The sequence below is a fragment of the Frigoribacterium sp. PvP054 genome, from assembly GCF_040547465.1.
Classification (GTDB): Bacteria; Actinomycetota; Actinomycetes; order Actinomycetales; family Microbacteriaceae; genus Frigoribacterium.
The window spans coordinates 403,726-420,755 of sequence record NZ_JBEPPU010000002.1; the positions used below are offsets into that span (position 1 = coordinate 403,726).

General features: G+C 73.4%; 14 protein-coding genes. 5 read left to right on the forward strand and 9 right to left on the reverse strand.

All coding sequences use genetic code 11. From position 1 onward, the window contains the following. Nucleotides 1-51 precede the first annotated feature (51 nt). Nucleotides 52-1,245 (reverse strand): ThiF family adenylyltransferase, encoded by a 1,194-nt coding sequence (locus ABID81_RS04695; protein WP_354593650.1) that lies wholly within the window; start codon nt 1,243-1,245, stop codon nt 52-54. Nucleotides 1,246-1,339: 94 nt separating this feature from the next. On the opposite strand from ABID81_RS04695, the gene ABID81_RS04700 reads away from it, so the two are divergent. Then, nucleotides 1,340-3,013, forward strand: coding sequence for a glycosyltransferase family 39 protein (locus ABID81_RS04700; RefSeq protein ID WP_354593651.1), 1,674 nt, complete (start codon nt 1,340-1,342; stop codon nt 3,011-3,013). Nucleotides 3,014-3,140: 127 nt separating this feature from the next. On the opposite strand, the gene ABID81_RS04705 is transcribed toward ABID81_RS04700, so the two are convergent. The 7 genes from ABID81_RS04705 to rsmI all read right to left on the reverse strand — a co-directional run bounded on the left by ABID81_RS04705 (nt 3,141) and on the right by rsmI (nt 10,163). Then, nucleotides 3,141-4,079 (reverse strand): 4-(cytidine 5'-diphospho)-2-C-methyl-D-erythritol kinase, encoded by a 939-nt coding sequence (locus ABID81_RS04705; RefSeq protein WP_354593652.1) that lies wholly within the window; start codon nt 4,077-4,079, stop codon nt 3,141-3,143. 13 nt (nt 4,080-4,092) lie between these two features. Beyond that, nucleotides 4,093-4,713, reverse strand: a complete 621-nt coding sequence (locus ABID81_RS04710; RefSeq protein WP_354593653.1) for a hypothetical protein — start codon at nt 4,711-4,713, stop codon at nt 4,093-4,095. Between the two features lie 3 nt (nt 4,714-4,716). Next, on the reverse strand, nt 4,717-5,619 hold the full coding sequence (rsmA, locus tag ABID81_RS04715; protein WP_354593654.1) for a 16S rRNA (adenine(1518)-N(6)/adenine(1519)-N(6))-dimethyltransferase RsmA: 903 nt from the start codon (nt 5,617-5,619) through the stop codon (nt 4,717-4,719). After that, on the reverse strand, nt 5,619-6,563 hold the full coding sequence (locus tag ABID81_RS04720; protein ID WP_354593655.1) for a TatD family hydrolase: 945 nt from the start codon (nt 6,561-6,563) through the stop codon (nt 5,619-5,621). Before ABID81_RS04720 ends, rsmA begins: the two co-directional genes overlap by 1 nt. Beyond that, nucleotides 6,560-8,128, reverse strand: coding sequence for a methionine--tRNA ligase (gene metG / locus ABID81_RS04725; protein ID WP_354593656.1), 1,569 nt, complete (start codon nt 8,126-8,128; stop codon nt 6,560-6,562). The genes ABID81_RS04720 and metG overlap by 4 nt, the downstream gene beginning before the upstream one ends. Before the next feature lie 121 nt (nt 8,129-8,249). Continuing rightward, nucleotides 8,250-9,242, reverse strand: a complete 993-nt coding sequence (locus ABID81_RS04730; RefSeq protein WP_354593657.1) for an NADP-dependent oxidoreductase — start codon at nt 9,240-9,242, stop codon at nt 8,250-8,252. Between the two features lie 93 nt (nt 9,243-9,335). Next, nucleotides 9,336-10,163, reverse strand: a complete 828-nt coding sequence (gene rsmI, locus ABID81_RS04735; protein WP_354593658.1) for a 16S rRNA (cytidine(1402)-2'-O)-methyltransferase — start codon at nt 10,161-10,163, stop codon at nt 9,336-9,338. Nucleotides 10,164-10,209: 46 nt separating this feature from the next. On the opposite strand from rsmI, the gene ABID81_RS04740 reads away from it, so the two are divergent. From ABID81_RS04740 to ABID81_RS04755, 4 genes are all read left to right on the forward strand, one after another. Beyond that, nucleotides 10,210-11,949, forward strand: coding sequence for a dolichyl-phosphate-mannose--protein mannosyltransferase (locus ABID81_RS04740; RefSeq protein WP_354593659.1), 1,740 nt, complete (start codon nt 10,210-10,212; stop codon nt 11,947-11,949). A gap of 126 nt (nt 11,950-12,075) precedes the next feature. Next, on the forward strand, nt 12,076-13,368 hold the full coding sequence (locus ABID81_RS04745) for an O-acetylhomoserine aminocarboxypropyltransferase/cysteine synthase family protein (protein ID WP_354593660.1): 1,293 nt from the start codon (nt 12,076-12,078) through the stop codon (nt 13,366-13,368). A gap of 6 nt (nt 13,369-13,374) precedes the next feature. Further along, a complete protein-coding gene (locus ABID81_RS04750) occupies nt 13,375-13,941 on the forward strand; it encodes a CoA-binding protein (protein WP_354593661.1) in 567 nt (188 codons plus the stop codon). A gap of 124 nt (nt 13,942-14,065) precedes the next feature. After that, on the forward strand, nt 14,066-14,950 hold the full coding sequence (locus ABID81_RS04755; protein WP_354593662.1) for a sulfurtransferase: 885 nt from the start codon (nt 14,066-14,068) through the stop codon (nt 14,948-14,950). Between the two features lie 30 nt (nt 14,951-14,980). Here the strand turns inward: ABID81_RS04755 and ABID81_RS04760 are convergent, their stop codons facing one another. Next, nucleotides 14,981-17,023 carry a thioredoxin domain-containing protein gene (locus tag ABID81_RS04760; RefSeq protein ID WP_354593663.1) on the reverse strand — a complete coding sequence of 681 codons (2,043 nt, stop codon included), beginning with the start codon at nt 17,021-17,023 and terminating at the stop codon, nt 14,981-14,983. Between the last annotated feature and the right edge of the window lie 7 nt (nt 17,024-17,030).

Genomic DNA, 17,030 nt, shown 5'->3' on the forward strand with positions numbered 1-17,030 from the left:
CCGACCGAAGACCGGGTTCGGCGCCGGGGCCGCCCTCGGTGCCCCGAAGGGTCAGGCGCGAGGCGTCGGCGCGCCCTGCGCGAGCTGCCACCCGAGCATGCCGCCGTTCAGCACCGACACGTCGTAGCCGTCGCCGGCCAGCAGGTCGGCGGCCGCCCGGGCCCGCGGACCCCGCGCGCAGTACACGACGACCGGCTGCCCCGGGTCGAGCTCGGGCCGTTGACGCGTGCGGGTGCCGTACCCGGCCGCGAGCACGTCGCCCGGGATGTGCGCGAAGTCGTGCTCGTCGACCTCTCGCACGTCGAGCAGCGTGAAGGCGGTGTCACCGGCCGCGCGCGCCTCCAGCAGGCCCGCAAGACCGTCGGCGTCCACGTCGGGCCCCACGCCGTGGGCCGTCGTCGCCGCGGCGACTGCCCCGTCGCCGCTCGGGGCCGACGGCGAGGCCGAGGAGGCGCGGCGCGCGGCGTTCACCGTGGCCCGGGCCTCGGCCCGGTGCGGGGCACGGGCCAGACGGCTCTCGCGCCAGGTGCCGCCCAGGGCGTCGACCGTCACGACCCGGCCGAGCAGCGGCTCGCCGAGACCGGTCAACAGCTTGACCACCTCGCTCGCCATGCCCGTGCCGACGGTGCCGCAGAGCGGCCCCAGCACGCCGACGTCGGCGCAGGACTCGTCCCAGCCCGAGGCGGGCGGAGCCGGGTGCAGGTCGCGGTAGTCGACCGCGCGGCCGTCGGGGGCGTCGTCCCAGAACACGCTGAACTGGCCGTCCCAGCGGTTGACGCTGCCCCAGACGACGGGCAGGCCGCGCGCCGCCGCAGCGTCCGCCACGAGGTAGCAGGTGTCGAACGAGTCGCTGCCGTCGACCACCACGTCGTAGTCGTCGAGCAGGTCGACCGTGCGCTCGCCCAGTCGGAACGGGTGGGCGACGACGGTCACGTCGGGGTTCGCGGCGCGCACCCAGTCGGCGGCCGCCCGGGCCTTGGGGAACCCCACCTGGTCGGGCCGGAACAGCACCTGCCGTTGTAGGTTCGACAGGTCGACGGCGTCGTCGTCGACGATTCCCAGGGTTCCCACACCCGAGGCTGCGAGATATTGGATGACCGGCGCGCCCAGCCCGCCGGCCCCGACCACGAGCACCCTCGACGTCGCCAGACGCCCCTGGGAGCCCAGACCGAACCCCGGCAGGCGCACGCTGCGCGAGTAGCGCTCGCCCTCGGCGGGGTCGCCGCCGTGTCCACCGTCGCGCACGTCGGCACCGCGCGCGCCATCGCCGCGCGCGGCCACCCCGGGCGCGTCACCACCGTGTCGCGCGCGAGATCCGCCGAGAGGGGGAAGAGACGACATGACGAACCTCCAGAACCGGGCCGACGGTCGATCGACCGCGCCCACTGTATCCGCGACGCCCGACACCGGGCGGAGCACGACCCTCGCGCGCCTCCTGCACGGGGGTCGTCTCGACGCCCTGCTGGTCGGCGTGCTGGCGGCCGCCATCTCGGGTGCCTTCCTCTGGGTGCCCTCGGTCTGGTACGACGAGGCGGCGACGGTCATCTCGGCCACGCGCAGCTGGGGCCAGCTCTGGCAGATGGTGCAGACCGTCGACCTCGTCCACGCCACGTACTACGCCTTCATGCACCTCTGGTTCGACGTGTTCCCCTACTCACCCGTCGCCCTGAGGGTGCCGAGCACCATCGTCACGGGTCTCGCCGCCGCCCTCACGGTGGTGCTGGCCCGATCGCTCGCCGACCGCCGGACGGCCGTCGTGGCCGGCCTGCTGTTCTGCCTGATCCCCCGGGTGACGTGGATGGGCGGCGAGGGCCGCTCGTACGCCTTCTCGGCGATGTTCGCCGTCGCCCTCACCCTCGTGCTCGTCACGGCGGCCCGTCGCACCGCCGAGGTGGGCGAGACGCGCACCCGCGCGTCGGCCGTGCGCTGGTGGGTGGGCTACGCGGTGCTCGCCGTCGTGTCGGTGCTGTTCTTCCTGTACGTCGCCTTCGTGGTGGTCGGCCACGGCGTCACGCTGCTGCTGCAGTGGCGACGCGAACGCCGCCGTCGGGCCGACGCCGGGCTGCCCGGCACGGCATCCGGCGGGTCGGCGGCCCACCCGCCCGTCGGCGACCGGGGCCCGCACGGGGCGCGGGGCGCGTTCGTCGGGTGGTTCTGCGGCGCCGCCGTGGCCGGTCTCGCCAGCCTGCCGGTGGTGTACTTCACGTCCGAGCAGAGCGGCCAGGTCGGCTGGCTCGACCGACCGGGCTTCGCCACGATCAACCAGGTGCTCACGACGCAGTGGTTCTACCAGAACGACCGCTTCGCCGTGTTCGGCTGGCTGCTCGTGGTCGCGAGCCTCGTCGTCGTCGGCGCCGGCCTCGTGCCGCGGGCCCGCGGCCTCGTCGCCGTCGTCCTGCCCTGGATGGTCGTGCCGATCGTCGGGCTCGTCGGCGTCTCGCTCGTGACCGAACCCCTGTTTTCGCCGCGCTACCTCACGTTCGGCACGCCGGCGGTCGCCATCATGATGGCGGTCGCGGTGGCGGCGATCCCCTGGCGACGCGTCGTCGCCCTCGTGCTGCTGATCGCCCTCGTGCTCACCGCACCGACCTGGGAGCGCCAACGGCAGCCCGAGGCGAAGGACAGCGCCGCGTGGAACCAGGTCGCCGACCTCGTCACCGAGCAGCGAGCGCTCGAACCGGCCGGCACCACCGAGGGCGTCGTGTTCGGCCCGGTCCGGAGGCACCCCAAGGCCACCTCGCGCATCATCGAGAACACCTACCCCGCCGCGTTCGAGGGCATGTCGGACTTCACGCTCGAGACGCCCGCCGCCGAGACCGGGGGCCTGTGGGAGACCCAGCACCCGCTCGAGGACGTCATCGACCGCACCGACGACCTCGACGTCGTCTGGCTGATCACGAGCGACAAGCAGGACTGGCGCCCTCGCGTCACGGCCGACCTCGCCGCGAAGGGGTTCCACGTCGCGGACGAGTGGCACCTGACGCGCACCAACGTGCTCAAGTACGAGCGCTGACCCCACCGGACGACCGCCCGTCGCCGAGACCCCGGAAACGCGCCGAGACCCCCCTGCGCGCGCGGGGGTCTCGGTGACTTCCTGGGGTCTCAGGGCCTGCGGCAGCAGCCTCCGCGGCCGCGGCGGGTCAGTCGGTGACGACGCGGGCGCCGTGCACGGGCCCCGTGGCCCGCACGACCGTGAGGCGCGCGGCGCTGAGGGCGATCTGCAGCTCGAGGGCGCCGTCGAGGTCGGGCGCGAGGAACGCCACCGTCGGTCCGGATCCCGAGACGACGCCGGCCAGCGCGCCGTTGCCCTCGCCGAGCTCGAGCACCTCGGCCAGGCCCGGCTGCAGGTGCAACGCCGGAGCCTGCAGGTCGTTGTGCATCGCGTCGGCGAGCATGCCGGGGTCGCCGGCCCGCAGGGCGTGCAGGACGCCGGCGTCGACGACGGGATGCCGCACCGACCGGATCTCGCCCTGGTGGCGGCGGCGGTGTGCGTCGAGCTCGTCGTAGACGCGGGGCGTCGACAGGCCCACGTCGGCGACGGCGAGCACCCACTGGAACTGCCCCTTCGCCAGGGCCGGGCTGAGCTCGTCTCCGCGGCCGGTGCCGATCGCGGTGCCGCCGGCGAAGGCGAACGGGACGTCGGCCCCGAGCCGGGCCGAGAGCCGCAGCAGTTCGTCGCGGCCGACGCCGGTGCCCCAGAGGGTGTCGCAGGCGAGCAGGGTGGCGGCCGCGTCGGCCGAGCCGCCGCCCATGCCGCCGGCAACGGGCACGGCCTTGTCGATGGTCAGCGCGACTCCCCCGGCGTAGCCGGTGGTCTCGGCCAGCAGGCGGGCGGCCTTGATCGCCAGGTTCGACTCGTCGGTCGGCACGCCGGACACGTCGATCGAGGGACCCCCCGTGACCGCGACGGTGAACCCGTCGGCGTGACGCGCCCGGACGTCTTCGTAGAGCGAGACGGCCTGGTACGCGGTGGCGAGGTCGTGGTACCCGTCGTCCTGCAGGTCGCCGACGGCGAGGAAGACGTTGATCTTGCCCGGTGCACGCGTGTGGACCACGGTCGGGGCGGCCACGGACGTCATGGTTCCAACCTAGTCAGTTCTGGCGATCGCCCATGACCCCGAAGGCCCGCGTCAACCCCTCTTTCACGGGCTGGACGCGCTCGGGCAGGCGCAGGCCGCCCTGGGTCAGGGTGACCGAGCACTTCGGCCCCCCGGACGGCACGACGCGCAGGTGCAGGGTGTCGCCGTGCGCGAGGGCCCACTCGGCGGTCGGGCCGGCCGCCGACCGGACCACGGCGACGGGGCGTCCGCCGGCGTACCCGGCGAACCGGTCGATCGCCAGGTCGAGCAGCTCGAGGGGCGCACCCCGCAGGCTCCGCCCCACGGTGACCGCGTAGCTGCCGTCGGGCTGACGCCCCGGCGGCTCGACGCCGCGCTCTTGCTCGTACCGTACGGTGATGCCCTCGGCCCACCAGGGCACGACCTCGAACTCGTCGACCAGGAGGCGCGAGATCTGTTCGTGCGACAGTCGCGTCGCCCCCGCGGCGTCGAGCCGCGCGAACCACTCGGCCGCACTGCGCCCCGTGCCGGAGCCCAGTCGCGCATCGCTCAGACGCTGGTCACCACGCCGCTGATCGGCAGGGCTCGACGCAGGACCCGGACCCGGACCCGGGCCGGCGGACGCGGCACCGCGATCGTCCTTGCGTCGGGGCACGGCTCAGCCGGCCTCGCCCTCGTCGACGTGCAGGACGGCCGAGACCGACGCCCCGGCGAGGGCGTCGACGTCGCTGGCGCGGGCCACGGCGAGGAAGTCGTCGACGGTCAGCTGCTCGCCCCGCTGCGTGGGCGCGAGGCCGGCACGTTCGAGCGCCTCGGACGCGGCGGACGACGACCCGTACAGCGACGACAGCGACTGGCGGAGCATCTTGCGTCGCTGCTGGAAGGCCGCGTCCACGAGGGCGAAGGTCGCCCGGCGTTCGAGTTCGCTGCCGCGGGCCGGCTTGCGGTCGAAGGCCACGAGGATGCTGTCGACGTTCGGCACCGGCCAGAAGACCTGCCGGCTGACCTGGCCCGCGGCCCGGAACTCGCCGTACCAGGCCGCCTTGATGCTCGGGCCGCCGTAGACCTTCGACCCCGGCTCGGCGGCGAGCCGCAGGCCGACCTCGGCCTGGACCATGACCAGGCCGTGCTCGAGCCCGTCGAAGTGCTCGAGGAAGTGCAGCAGCACCGGCACGCTGACGTTGTACGGCAGGTTGGCGACGAGGTGCGTCGGTCGGTCGGGCAGCGTCGTGACCCGGAGGGCGTCGTCGACCACGACCGTGAGGTCGGCCGCCGGCTGCAGCATCGCCACCGTCTTCGGCAGCTGCTCGGCGAGACGCTTGTCGATCTCGACGGCGACGACCCGGGCACCCGCCTCGAGCAACCCCAGCGTGAGCGAGCCGAGCCCGGGGCCGATCTCGACCACCGTCATGCCTGCCGAGACGCCCGAGGCCGCGACGATGCGGCGGACCGTGTTGGCGTCGTGGACGAAGTTCTGGCCGAGCTTCTTGGTCGGTTGGACGCCGAGCAGGTCGGCGAGGTCGCGGATCTCGGCGGGGCCGAGCAGGGTGGCGCGCGACATCAGCCCTCGACCGTCACGGGTTCGCTGTCCCAGGTGCCGTAGACGAGCTCGGTCGTCGACGAGATCTGGGCGGCGAGCATCGACACGTCGGTGCCGATCGTCTCGGCCATCGAGCGGAGCGTGAAGGGGATCAGGTAGGGCGCGTTCGGCCGGCCCCGGTAGGGCACCGGGGTCAGGTAGGGCGCGTCGGTCTCGACCATGATCAGGTTGCGCGGCAGCTGCACCAGCGCGTCGCGCAGGGGCTGCGCGTTCTTGAACGTCACCGTGCCCGCGAAGGACGCGTACCAGCCGTTCTCGGCGAGGATGCTGGCCAGCTCGGGCCCGCCGCTGAAGCAGTGGAACACGGTGCGTTCGGGCGCGCCCACCTCGAGCAGCAGGTCGACCACGTCGTCGTGGGCGTCACGGTCGTGGATCTGCAGGGCGAGGCCGTGCCGCTTCGCGATCTCGACGTGACCACGGAACGCCTCGAGCTGGGCCGCACGACCGTCGTCGCCGGTGCGGAAGAAGTCGAGGCCGGTCTCGCCGACGGCGCGCACCCGGGGCCGGGCGGCGAGCTCGTCGAGTTCGGCCAGGGCCTCGTCGAGCGTGCCCGCGGCGGCGAGGGCCGGGGCCTCGTTCGGGTGGATCGCGACGGCGGCCAGCACGCGGGGCTCGCGGCTCGCGATCTCGGCCGACCACCGTGACGTCTCGAGGTCGGTGCCGACCTGGACGACGCCGCGGACGCCGACGGCCGAGGCGCGGTCGAGGTGCTCGCGGTAGTCGAGGGGGCCGTCGCCGTCGTCCCCCACGCCGTCGGCGATCTCGAGGTGCGTGTGGTTGTCGTAGACCGGGACGACGAGCGGCTGAGGAGGCGCGGGGTACGTCAGGTCGCGCTTCTGGTCACCGCCGGACGAACGGTGCCGGACGTGGCTGGCGGGCTCGCCGGCGGGCGTGGCACCGCTCATTTCGCCGGCTCGGGCTGGTCGATGCGGGGGAAGAGCCCGGCGGCGAGCGGCTGGACCGTCGGAGCGCTCGACCACTCGGCGGCCCGGTCGACGGGCTGGCTGGTCAACTCGCCCTGCCCGATGGACTGCCACAGGGTGTGCGTGGCCGTCGGGACGAACGGCGACAGCAGCACCGTCAACGTGCCGAGGCCCCGCAGGGCCGTGGCGAGGACGGTGCCGAGGCGCTCGCGCTGCGAGTCGTCCTTCGCGATGGCCCAGGGCTCCTGCTCGGTGATGTAGCCGTTCAGCTGGTCGACCAGCTGCCAGATCGAGGCGAGGGCCTCGTTGATGGCGAACCGGTCGATCGCGGCGTCGGCCTCGGCGGTGACCCGCAGTTCGGTCTCGCGAACGGCGAGGTCGGCCTCGGTCAGGTCGCCCGCGACCGGGACGACGCCGTCGAAGTAACGCGTGACCATGGCGACGACGCGCGAGGCGAGGTTGCCGAAGCCGTTGGCCAACTCGGCCTGGTAGCGGGCCGCGATGTCCTCCCAGCTGAAGTTGCCGTCCTGACCGAAGGTGATGGCGCGCATGAAGTAGTACCGGAACGCGTCGGCGCCGAAGACGTCGGTGATCTGCTGCGGGGCGATGCCGGTCAGCTTCGACTTCGACATCTTCTCGCCGCCGACGAGCAGCCAGCCGTGCCCGAAGACGTTCTTCGGCACGGGCAGCCCGGCGGCCATGAGCATGGCGGGCCAGATGACGGCGTGGAACCGCACGATGTCCTTGCCGACCAGCTGCACGGCCGGCCAGCGACGTGCGAACTCGTCGTCGTCGACGCCGTAGCCGATCGCGGTGACGTAGTTCAGCAGGGCGTCGAACCAGACGTACACGACGTGCTTCTCGTCCCAGGGCACCTTGACGCCCCAGTCGAAGCTCTGACGTGAGATGGAGAGGTCGCGCAGGCCCTGCTTGACGAACGAGACGACCTCGTTGCGCACCGAGTCGGGCTGCACGAAGTCGGGCTGCGACTCGTAGAGGTCGAGCAGGCGCTGCTCGAAGTCGCTCATGCGGAAGAAGTAGTTGCTCTCTTGCAGCACCTCGACCGGGATGCTGTGGATCGCGCAGACCTGCTCGCCCTCGTAGGCGCCGGTGCCGGGCACGAGGTCGCTCGGCTGCTTGTACTCTTCGCAGCCGACGCAGTAGAAGCCCTCGAACTCGCCCTGGTAGATGAAGCCGTCGTCGTACAGCTTCTGCAGGAACTTCTGCACGCCGGCCTCGTGGCGGGCGTCGGTGGTGCGGATGAAGTCGTCGTTGGCGATGTCGACCGTCTCGAGCAGGGGCTTCCAGGCCTCGGTGACGAGCTTGTCGGCCCACTCTTGCGGCGTCACGCCGTGGCTCGTGGCGGTGCGCAGGATCTTCTGGCCGTGCTCGTCGGTGCCGGTCAGCAGCCAGGCGTCGTCGCCCCGCTGACGGTGCCACCGGGCGAGCACGTCGGCCGCGACCTCGGTGTAGGCGTGACCGATGTGCGGCACGTCGTTGACGTAGAAGATGGGCGTTGCGATGAAGAAGGAGTCGCCGGCGGGCATGGGGACCATCTTAGGTGGGGGCACCGACGGAGTGACGCGACCCGCGCCTCCTGCGTCCGTCGTCGGGACGAGGAGGCGCGGGTCGCGTCGACCGCCGGGGTCGCGGGTGCGCCCCGGCCGGTCAGGTCGCGGGGTGGTCGTCGGTGCGGTCGTCCGACCCGGCGCGGTCGCCCGAGCGCTCGCCCGGGTACTCGACGACGTCGAGCCCGAGGACGTACTTGCCGCGGGCGTGGCCGTCCTCGAGGTCGCGGTAGGCGTCCTTGACCTCGTCGAGCGGGAAGATGCCGTCGATCGGCACCATGATCTTGTTCGTCGAGATGAGGTCGAGCAGCTCGGACAGGACGGCCTGGCTCGTGGCCTGGGCACTGCCCTCGGCCTTCACGCCGTGCTCCTCCGCCGCGGCGAAGTCGATGATCGTGTCGATGCGCCGGGGGGCGACGCCGAGCTCGAGCGCGTACCCGACGTTGCCGTGGCCGAAGCAGTCGACGTACGCGTCGACGCCCTGCGGCGCGGCCTCGCGGATGCGGTCGACGACGCCGTCGCCGTACTCGACGGGCGTCACGCCGAGCTGGCGCAGGAAGTCGTGGTTGCGCTCGCTGGCGGTGCCGATCACCGTGAGGCCGCCGAGCACGGCGAGCTGCGACACCATCACGCCGACCCCGCCGGCCGCGGCCGACACGACCAGCGTGTCGCCCTCGGTCGCCTGCACGGCGCGCAGGGCGGCGTACGCGGTGGGGCCGGTCACGCTGATGCTGCCGGCGACCTCCCACGGGACGTTCTCGGGCTTGGCCACGAGCTCGTCGTGGTCGACGACGACGAACTCGGCGTGCGAGGACCGGTTCGCCCAACCGACGACCTCGTCGCCCACCGACCACTCGTCGACGCCCGCCCCGACCTCGTCGACGACGCCGGCGAAGTCCGTGCCCTGCCCCGACGGGAACGCCGCGGGGAACGCGTCGTGCATGAGCCCCGCGCGGATCGCCGCCTCGCCGGGGTTGAGTCCGGCCGCCTTGACTGCGACCACGACCTGACCCGGGCCCGCCTCGGGCTTCGCCACCTGCTCGACCTTGAGCTCGTCGATGTCGCCGTACTGCTCGAAACGGACCGCCTTCATGCCGTGCCTCCTGCTCGTGGGGGGCCGCGCCTCCGGCGGGCGCGCACCTGCGTCGAGCTTGCACCCGCCGCGCTGGACGGGGTACGGCCCGCCCTACGCGCGGGGCGGACGGGCGGCGAGGGCGGCCTGGTAGAGGTCGCGCCTCGACAGCCCCGTGGCGGCGGCCACGTCGGTGGTGGCCTCTTTCAGGCGGGTGCCGTCGGCGACGAGCGCCTGCACCTGCGCGAGCCCGGCCGCGAGGTCGACGACGCGCTCGGGGGCGCCCTCGACCACGACGCAGATCTCGCCCCGGACGCCCTCGGCGGCCCACGAGGCGAGCTCGGCCGCGGTGCCGCGACGCACTTCTTCGTGCAGCTTGGTCAGCTCACGGCAGACCACCACCCGACGCGTGGCGCCGAGGGCCGTGACGAGGTCGCCCAGCGAGTCCGCCAGGCGGTGGGGCGACTCGAAGAACACCATCGTGCGGCGCTCGTCGGCGAGGGCGCCGAGCACGCGCAGCCGGTCGCCCTGCTTGCGCGGCAGGAAGCCCTCGAAGCCGAACCGGTCGGTCGGCAGCCCCGACACCGCGAGCGCCGTCAGCACCGCCGACGGGCCGGGGATCGACGTCACCGTCACGCCGGCCGCGGCCGCGGCCTCGACGAGCGGGAACCCCGGGTCGCTGATGGCGGGCATGCCGGCGTCGGTCAGGACGACGACGTCGGTGGTGCGGGCCAACTCGACGATCTCGCCCGCCTTCTCGCGCTCGTTGTGCTCGTGCAGCGCGATGAGGCGCGGCCGGTTCTCGACGCCCAGGGCACGCATCAGGTGGATGGCCGTCCGGGTGTCCTCGGCGGCGACGACCTCGGCGTTCGAGAGCGTCTCGACCAGACGGCGGCTGGCGTCGCCGAGGTTGCCGATGGGGGTGGCGGCGAGCACGATCACCCGACCATTGTCCCCCGGCACCGGACCGCACAATTACGATGGCCCGATGACGACCGGGGCCGAGCGCGAATTCGACGCGCTCGTCGAGGACGACACCGCGCCTCCTGCCCGTCCGACGGTCGGCGCGCCGGCCGCGGCGTCCGGCACCTCGACCACGGCGGCGCCCGGTGAGACGACCGGCGAGGCGCCCGGCGTCGACCCGTCGCGCTCCCCGGTCCGCACGGCTCCCGCGACCCGGCTCGACGCCTGGTGGGGTCGGGTGCTGCGCACCCCGGCCAGGAGGCGCGCCTGGGCCTGGGCGGGCCCGCTCGCGGTCACCCTGCTCGCCGCCGCGCTGCGGCTGTGGCACCTGAACACGCCCTCGACCCTGGTGTTCGACGAGACCTACTACGTCAAGGACGCCTGGTCGTTGTTCAACCTCGGGTACGAGGGGTCGTGGCCGGCCGACTACGACCCGACCTTCGCCGCGGGCGGGGTCGACGGGTTCCTCGCAGCGCCGTCGTTCGTGGCGCACCCGCCGCTCGGCAAGTGGCTGATCGGCCTGGGCATGGCCGCCGTCGGTCCCGAGGACCCGGCGGGCTGGCGCATCAGCACGGCGGTCGTCGGCATCCTGGCGGTGGCGCTGGTGGCGGTCATCGGGTCGCTGCTGCTGCGGTCGACGCTGCTCGGCACGCTGGCCGGGTTCTTCCTCGCGATCGACGGGCACGCGATCGTCATGTCGCGGGTGGCGCTGCTCGACGGCTTCGTCATGTTCTTCGGCCTGCTGGCGTTCGGTGCGGTGCTGCTGGACCGTCGGCAGAGCGCCCGGCGGCTCGAGGCCTGGCGGGCGAGGAGGCGCGGCGCCGGTCGCGACCTCGCCTGGGGCCCTGCCCTGTGGTCGCGTCCCTGGTTGGTGACCGCCGGGCTCCTGTGCGGCCTGGCGACGGCCGTCAAGTGGAACGGCCTGTACTTCCTGGCGTTCTTCGCCGTCTACTCCGTCGTCGTCGACATGCTGGCGCGTCGACGCGCCGGGGTCGAGTTCTGGCTGTCGGGCACCCTGTTCAAGCAGGCGCCGGTGAGCTTCGTGCTGACCGTGCCGATCGCCGTGGTGGCCTACCTCGCGAGCTGGACCGGCTGGTTCGTCACCTCGGGCGGGTACTACCGCACCTGGGTCGAGGACGGCGGCACCCGCTGGACGGGCGCCCTGGCCTGGGTGCCCGACGTGGTGCAGAACTTCTGGCACTACCAGGCGGGCGTCTACGGGTTCAACGTGGGCCTGCACACGCCGCACGCGTACCAGGCGAACCCCCTCACCTGGCTGCTCATGCTGCGACCGACGAGCATGTACTACCAGGGGTTCGACGAGGGCCAGGGCGGGTGCGACGTGGCCCGCTGCGGCGAGGCCATCACCTCGATCGCCAACCCGCTGATCTGGTACGCGGCCGTCGCGGCCTGCCTGTACCTCGTCTACCGCGTCGCCCGCCACCGCGAGTGGCGGTACGGGGCGATCCTGGTCGGCGTCGCGGCGGCCTACCTGCCGTGGTTGGCGTTCACCGACCGCACGGTGTTCCAGTTCTACACGATCGCCTTCGAGCCCTACCTCGTGCTCGGCCTCGCCGCCGTGCTCGGCATCGTCCTCGGCGGGCGCAGCGACGACCCGTCGCGGCGACTCAGCGGCATCGGCGTGACGGCGATCGTCGTCGTGGCCGCGATCGCCGTCTCGGTCTTCTTCTACCCGCTCTGGACGGCCCAGCTCGCCGACTGGGAGTTCATCCGCCTGCACTACTGGATCCCCAGCTGGAAGTAGCGGCCCCGGCCTCGTGGCGCCGAGGGGTCCCCACGTCTCGTCCCCGGGTGGGAGGCGCGGGCCGGTTCTGTTCCGCCGTGTGACGCGGCGAGTCCCCGCGTGACGACCAGCGGCTAGCGTGGGCACATGGCAGATCGTGAGTACGGCTTCCGCACGCGGGCGATCCACGCGGGCAACATCCCCGACGCGGCGACGGGGGCTCGGGCGCTGCCCATCTACCAGTCGAGCGCGTTCGTGTTCGACGACACCGAAGACGCCGCGGCGCGGTTCGCCCTGCAGAAGTACGGCAACATCTACAGCCGCCTCGCCAACCCGACCACCGCCTCCTTCGAGGAGCGCGTCGCGAGCCTCGAGGGCGGACTCGGCGCGGTGGCCACGTCGAGCGGGCTCAGCGCCCAGTTCGTGACCTTCGCCTCGCTCGCCGGCGCCGGCGACCACATCGTCGCCAGCGCCAACCTGTACGGCGGGTCGATCACCCAGCTCGACGTCACCCTGCGCCGGTTCGGCGTCGAGACGACCTTCGTGCAGTCCTCCGACCCGGCCGACTACGCCGCGGCGATCACGCCCGAGACGAAGCTGCTGTTCGTCGAGACCGTGGCCAACCCGTCGGGCGAGGTCGCCGACCTCGAGGGCCTCGCCGACGTCGCGCACGCGCACGGCCTGCCCCTGATCGTCGACTCGACGATCGCGACGCCGTACCTCAACCGGCCGATCGAGTGGGGCGCCGACGTCGTCGTGCACTCGGCCACGAAGTTCCTCGGCGGGCACGGCACCACGCTCGGCGGCGTCGTGGTCGAGTCGGGCCGCTTCGGCTGGGACAGCGAGCGCTTCCCCCTCTTCGACCAGCCCGTGCCGAGCTACGGCGGGTTGAACTGGTCGGGCAACTTCGGCGAGTACGCCTTCCTCACCCGCCTGCGCGCCGAGCAGCTGCGCGACATCGGCCCGGCCCTCGCCCCGCACTCGGCCTTCCTGCTGGCGCAGGGCGTCGAGACCCTGCCGTTCCGCATGCAGGCCCACGTCGACAACGCCCGGCAGGTGGCCGAGTGGCTCGACGCCGACCCGCGCATCGAGCGCGTGCGGTGGGCCGGGCTGCCCGGGCACCCGCACCACGAGCGCGCGGCCAAGTACCTGCCGAAGGGCCCCGGCTCGGTCTTCACGTTCGAGCTGAAGGGCGGTCGTCCGGCCGGCAAGACCTTCATCGAGTCGGTCGAGCTCGCCAGCCACCTCGCCAACATCGGCGACGCCAAGACGCTCGTGATCCACCCCGGCTCGACCACCCACGCCCAGCTCAGCGAGCAGCAGCTCGTCGACGCCGGCGTGCTGCCCGGCTCGGTGCGCATCAGCGTCGGCATCGAAGACCCCGACGACATCATCCACGACCTCGACCAGGCGCTGGCCGCGGCGACGAGAGGCGAGTGACCCGACGTGACCGACACCGTCACCACCCAGCTGACCAACGGCCTGACCTGCGAGCTGCCCTCGTCGTCGCCCCTCGCCAAGCTGCTGAGGTCGCAGCGCACGTGGGTGGGGCCCACGGCGCGTGAGCGCCAGGCGATCCTGCGGGGCGCGAAGAGCGTCGCCGTGGTGGGCGCCTCGCCGAACCCGAGCCGGTCGAGCTCCTTCGTCGGCACGTACCTGCAGCAGTCCACCGACCTCCGCGTCTACTTCGTCAACCCCCGGGCCGACACGATCCTCGGCCAGAAGGCCTACCCCGACCTCGCCTCGCTGCCCGAGGTGCCCGACATCGTCGACGTGTTCCGCAAGGCGTCCGACATCCGGTCGGTCGTCGACGACGTGCTCGCCGTCGGCGCGAAGACGATCTGGGTGCAGCTCGGCATCTACGACGAAGAGGCCGCGCGGTACGGCGAGGAGAAGGGCCTGACCGTCGTGATGGACCGCTGCATGAAGGTCGAGCACGCGCGGTTCAACGGGGGCCTCAACCTGATGGGCTTCGACACCGGGGTGATCAGCGCCAAGAAGGCCGGCCGCTGAGCCGACCCCCCGGCTCGACCGTCGACGGGCACGCGGACGCCGGCACGGGCGACGCGGTCGACGTTGTGACGCTTCATTGCTCGCGCACTGGTCGATGTCACCGGCCGCCGTTACCGTGGGCGCCATGGCACCCGTCCTCACCTCACCCGTCGTCTCGACGCAGTGGCTCGCCGACCACCTCGGCGCCGACGACCTGACGATCGTCGACGCCACCGTGCTCGCCGAGGTCGGCGGCGACGGGGGCGCCGACCCCGCGTCCGTCTCGTACGCGACCGGGCGCGACCGGTTCGAACGCGACGGGCACGTGCCGGGGGCCGTGCTCGCCGACCTCCTCGCCGACTTCAGCGACCCCGGCTCCGACCTGCCCTTCGCCCGACCGGGCGTCGACCGGTTCCAGGCCGCGACCTCCGCCCTCGGCATCTCGAACGGCAGCACCGTCGTCGTCTACGACACCCTCGACGGCCGGTGGGCCTCGCGACTGTGGTGGTTGTTCCGCGCCTACGGCCACGACGCCGTGGCGGTCCTCGACGGCGGGTGGTCGCACTGGCTGGCCCAGGGCAAGCCCTACGACCTGGGCGACGTCCGGCCGACCCCCGCGCGGTTCGTGGCGACCGAGCGGCCCGGGCACTGGGTCGACAAGGCCTTCGTCGAGTCCGTGGTGGCCGGTGACGAACGCGCGACCCTCGTCTGCGCGTCGCCCCGCGACGAGTTCGACGGCGTCTCGGGCCCGCTGGCACGCGCCGGGCACATCCCCGGCAGCGTCAGCGTCCCGTCCGGGTCCCTCCTGGCCGACGACGGCACCCTCGTCCGCGACTCCGTGCTGCGCGAGCGCGTGGCGCTCGTGCCCGACGAGCCGCGCACGGTCGTCTACTGCACCTCCGGGGTGTCGGCCAGCGTCGACGCCCTCGCGTTCGCCGTCCTCGGTCGCCACGACGTCTCGGTCTACGACGGCTCGCTGGCCGAGTGGGTCACCGACCCCGCGGCGCCTCTCGTCCCCGTCGCCGCCTGACGCCGCCGGCGCCCTCCCCCGACGACCCGCTCAGTCGACCGCGAGGAGGTCGTCGAGTGCACCCACGTCGGTGACGGGCAGGCGGCAGACGAAGTCGCGGCACAGGTAGGCGGTGGGCACTCGCCCGGGGGCCGAGCGACCGGCGAACAGCTCGAAGCCCGCGTGCGCGAAGGCGACCAGCGCCTCCTCGTCCAGCACCGCGGCGATGCTGCCGGGCCGGACGAGATCGCGCGCCCGCCGCGCGAGGCCGTCGTCGCCGCCGGTCGCGGCGGCACCCGACGGCTCGACGACGACCAGCTGCGTCAGCGGTGCGTCGAGCGAGACGAGCAGTCCGAACGCGGCTCCGTGGGCGAGCGGGTTGTCGAGGGCCGAGCCGGCCACCTCGGCGACGAGCCTCTCGGCGACCGAGCGGTACCGCGCCTCCCCCGTGAGCTGGTGCAGCGTCAGGGCCGCCGCCGCGATCGCGCTGCGCCCCGACGGGTGGGCCCCCTCGCTCGGGTCGCTCGTGAGCGCGACGCCCTGCGCGACGAGCACCGGGTCGCCGCCCGACGGTGCCGTGACGATCCGCGGGTCGGCCTCGTCCAGCAGGCAGGCGTCGACGAACCCCCGAGCGGCGATCGCGTACCGGGCCTCGCCCGTCGCCGACGACAGGGCCAGGAGGCCGGAGGCGAACAGGCCGTGGTCCTCGAGGGTCGCGACCGCTGCCGACACGGCCGACCCCACGGAGGCGCGCAGCAGTCGACCGTCGCCCGTCACGTGCCGCGCGAGCAGCAGGTCGGCCGCGGCGGTCGCGGCGTCGATCCACTCGGGGCGGTCGTGCCGGGCGCCGGCCTCGGCGAGCGCGGAGATCGCCAGGCCGTTCCAGCCGGTCAGCACCTTGTCGTCGACGGGCGGAGGGTCGAGCGTCGCCCGTCCCTCGGCGTCGCGCCGGTAGTAGCCGCCCTCGTCGCGGACGCCGTCGATCGTGCTCTCGCTGTCCTGCGCCGAGCCGAAGGCCCCGTCGGCCGTCCGCAGTCGCGAACTCAGGAAATCGGCGATGCCGGCGGCCACTCGGACCGGATCTGGGGCGACGATCTCCTGAGTTGCCGACCTCGGAACGGGGTTCGGTTCAACAGCGGGGCTCGCGTCGGCTCGGGAGCCCGGATCGGCCGCGGAGCCCGGGTCGGCCGCAGGCCCCGCGTCGACGGGAGCCGGGTCGAGCACGGACAGCCGTGAGTACGCCAGCAGCAGCTGCGCGTTGTCGTAGAGCATCCGCTCGTAGTGCGGCTCGGACCAGTCGCGGCGCACCGCGTACCGGAAGAACCCGCCCTCGACCGGGTCGCGCAGCGGCGACGCGGCCATGCGGGCGAGGGTGCGCGACACGAGCTCGAGCGCCCCGTCGTCTCCGCCGGCACCGAGGGCGAGCAGCGCCAGCTGGGCCGGGGCCGTGGGGAACTTGGGCGCCCCGCCGAAGCCGCCGTGCTCGCGGTCCTCGTGGGCGGCGAGGCGGGCGACGGCGTGGGCGAGCTCGGGCCGTCCCGGCAGGGCGACCCCGGCGTCGGAGCGAGGAGGCGCGGTGCCCGTGACCGACGCCGCCCCCGCGGCCAGCGCCTCCTGGACGGCCGACGCGGTCGCGTCGACCTCGCCGCGGCGGGTCGTCCACGCGTCGGTGACGGCGTCCAGCACCTGCCGGAACGACGGTCGGCCCTGCACCGGGACCGGCGGGAAGTACGTGCCCGCGTAGAACGGCCGACCCTCGGGCGTGACGAAGACGGTCAGCGGCCAGCCGAGCCCCTCGGTGAACGCCGACGCGGCCGCGAGGTAGCTCGAGTCGACGTCGGGGTGCTCCTCGCGGTCGACCTTGACCGAGACGAACCCGGCCGAGAGCTGGGCGGCGACCTCGGGGTCGGCGAAGCTCTCACGCGCCATGACGTGGCACCAGTGGCAGGTCGAGTAGCCGATCGAGACCATCACGGGCACGTCGCGCTCGGCGGCCTCGGCGAACGGGCCCGGCCCCCAGGCCCGCCACTCGACGGGGTTGTCGGCGTGCGACCGGAGGTACGGGCTGACGGCGTCTCGCAGCTGGTTCGGCATGCGGGCC

What these genes read in the sequence shown, in the direction of transcription:
- ABID81_RS04700 (WP_354593651.1), top strand. Translation starts at nt 1,340, where the DNA reads ATGACGAACCTCCAGAACCGGGCCGACGGTCGATCGACCGCGCCCACT.
- ABID81_RS04705 (WP_354593652.1), bottom strand. Translation starts at nt 4,079, where the DNA reads ATGACGTCCGTGGCCGCCCCGACCGTGGTCCACACGCGTGCACCGGGC.
- rsmA (WP_354593654.1), bottom strand. Translation starts at nt 5,619, where the DNA reads ATGTCGCGCGCCACCCTGCTCGGCCCCGCCGAGATCCGCGACCTCGCC.
- ABID81_RS04720 (WP_354593655.1), bottom strand. Translation starts at nt 6,563, where the DNA reads ATGAGCGGTGCCACGCCCGCCGGCGAGCCCGCCAGCCACGTCCGGCAC.
- metG (WP_354593656.1), bottom strand. Translation starts at nt 8,128, where the DNA reads ATGCCCGCCGGCGACTCCTTCTTCATCGCAACGCCCATCTTCTACGTC.
- ABID81_RS04730 (WP_354593657.1), bottom strand. Translation starts at nt 9,242, where the DNA reads ATGAAGGCGGTCCGTTTCGAGCAGTACGGCGACATCGACGAGCTCAAG.
- ABID81_RS04740 (WP_354593659.1), top strand. Translation starts at nt 10,210, where the DNA reads ATGACGACCGGGGCCGAGCGCGAATTCGACGCGCTCGTCGAGGACGAC.
- ABID81_RS04745 (WP_354593660.1), top strand. Translation starts at nt 12,076, where the DNA reads ATGGCAGATCGTGAGTACGGCTTCCGCACGCGGGCGATCCACGCGGGC.
- ABID81_RS04755 (WP_354593662.1), top strand. Translation starts at nt 14,066, where the DNA reads ATGGCACCCGTCCTCACCTCACCCGTCGTCTCGACGCAGTGGCTCGCC.
- ABID81_RS04760 (WP_354593663.1), bottom strand. Translation starts at nt 17,023, where the DNA reads ATGCCGAACCAGCTGCGAGACGCCGTCAGCCCGTACCTCCGGTCGCAC.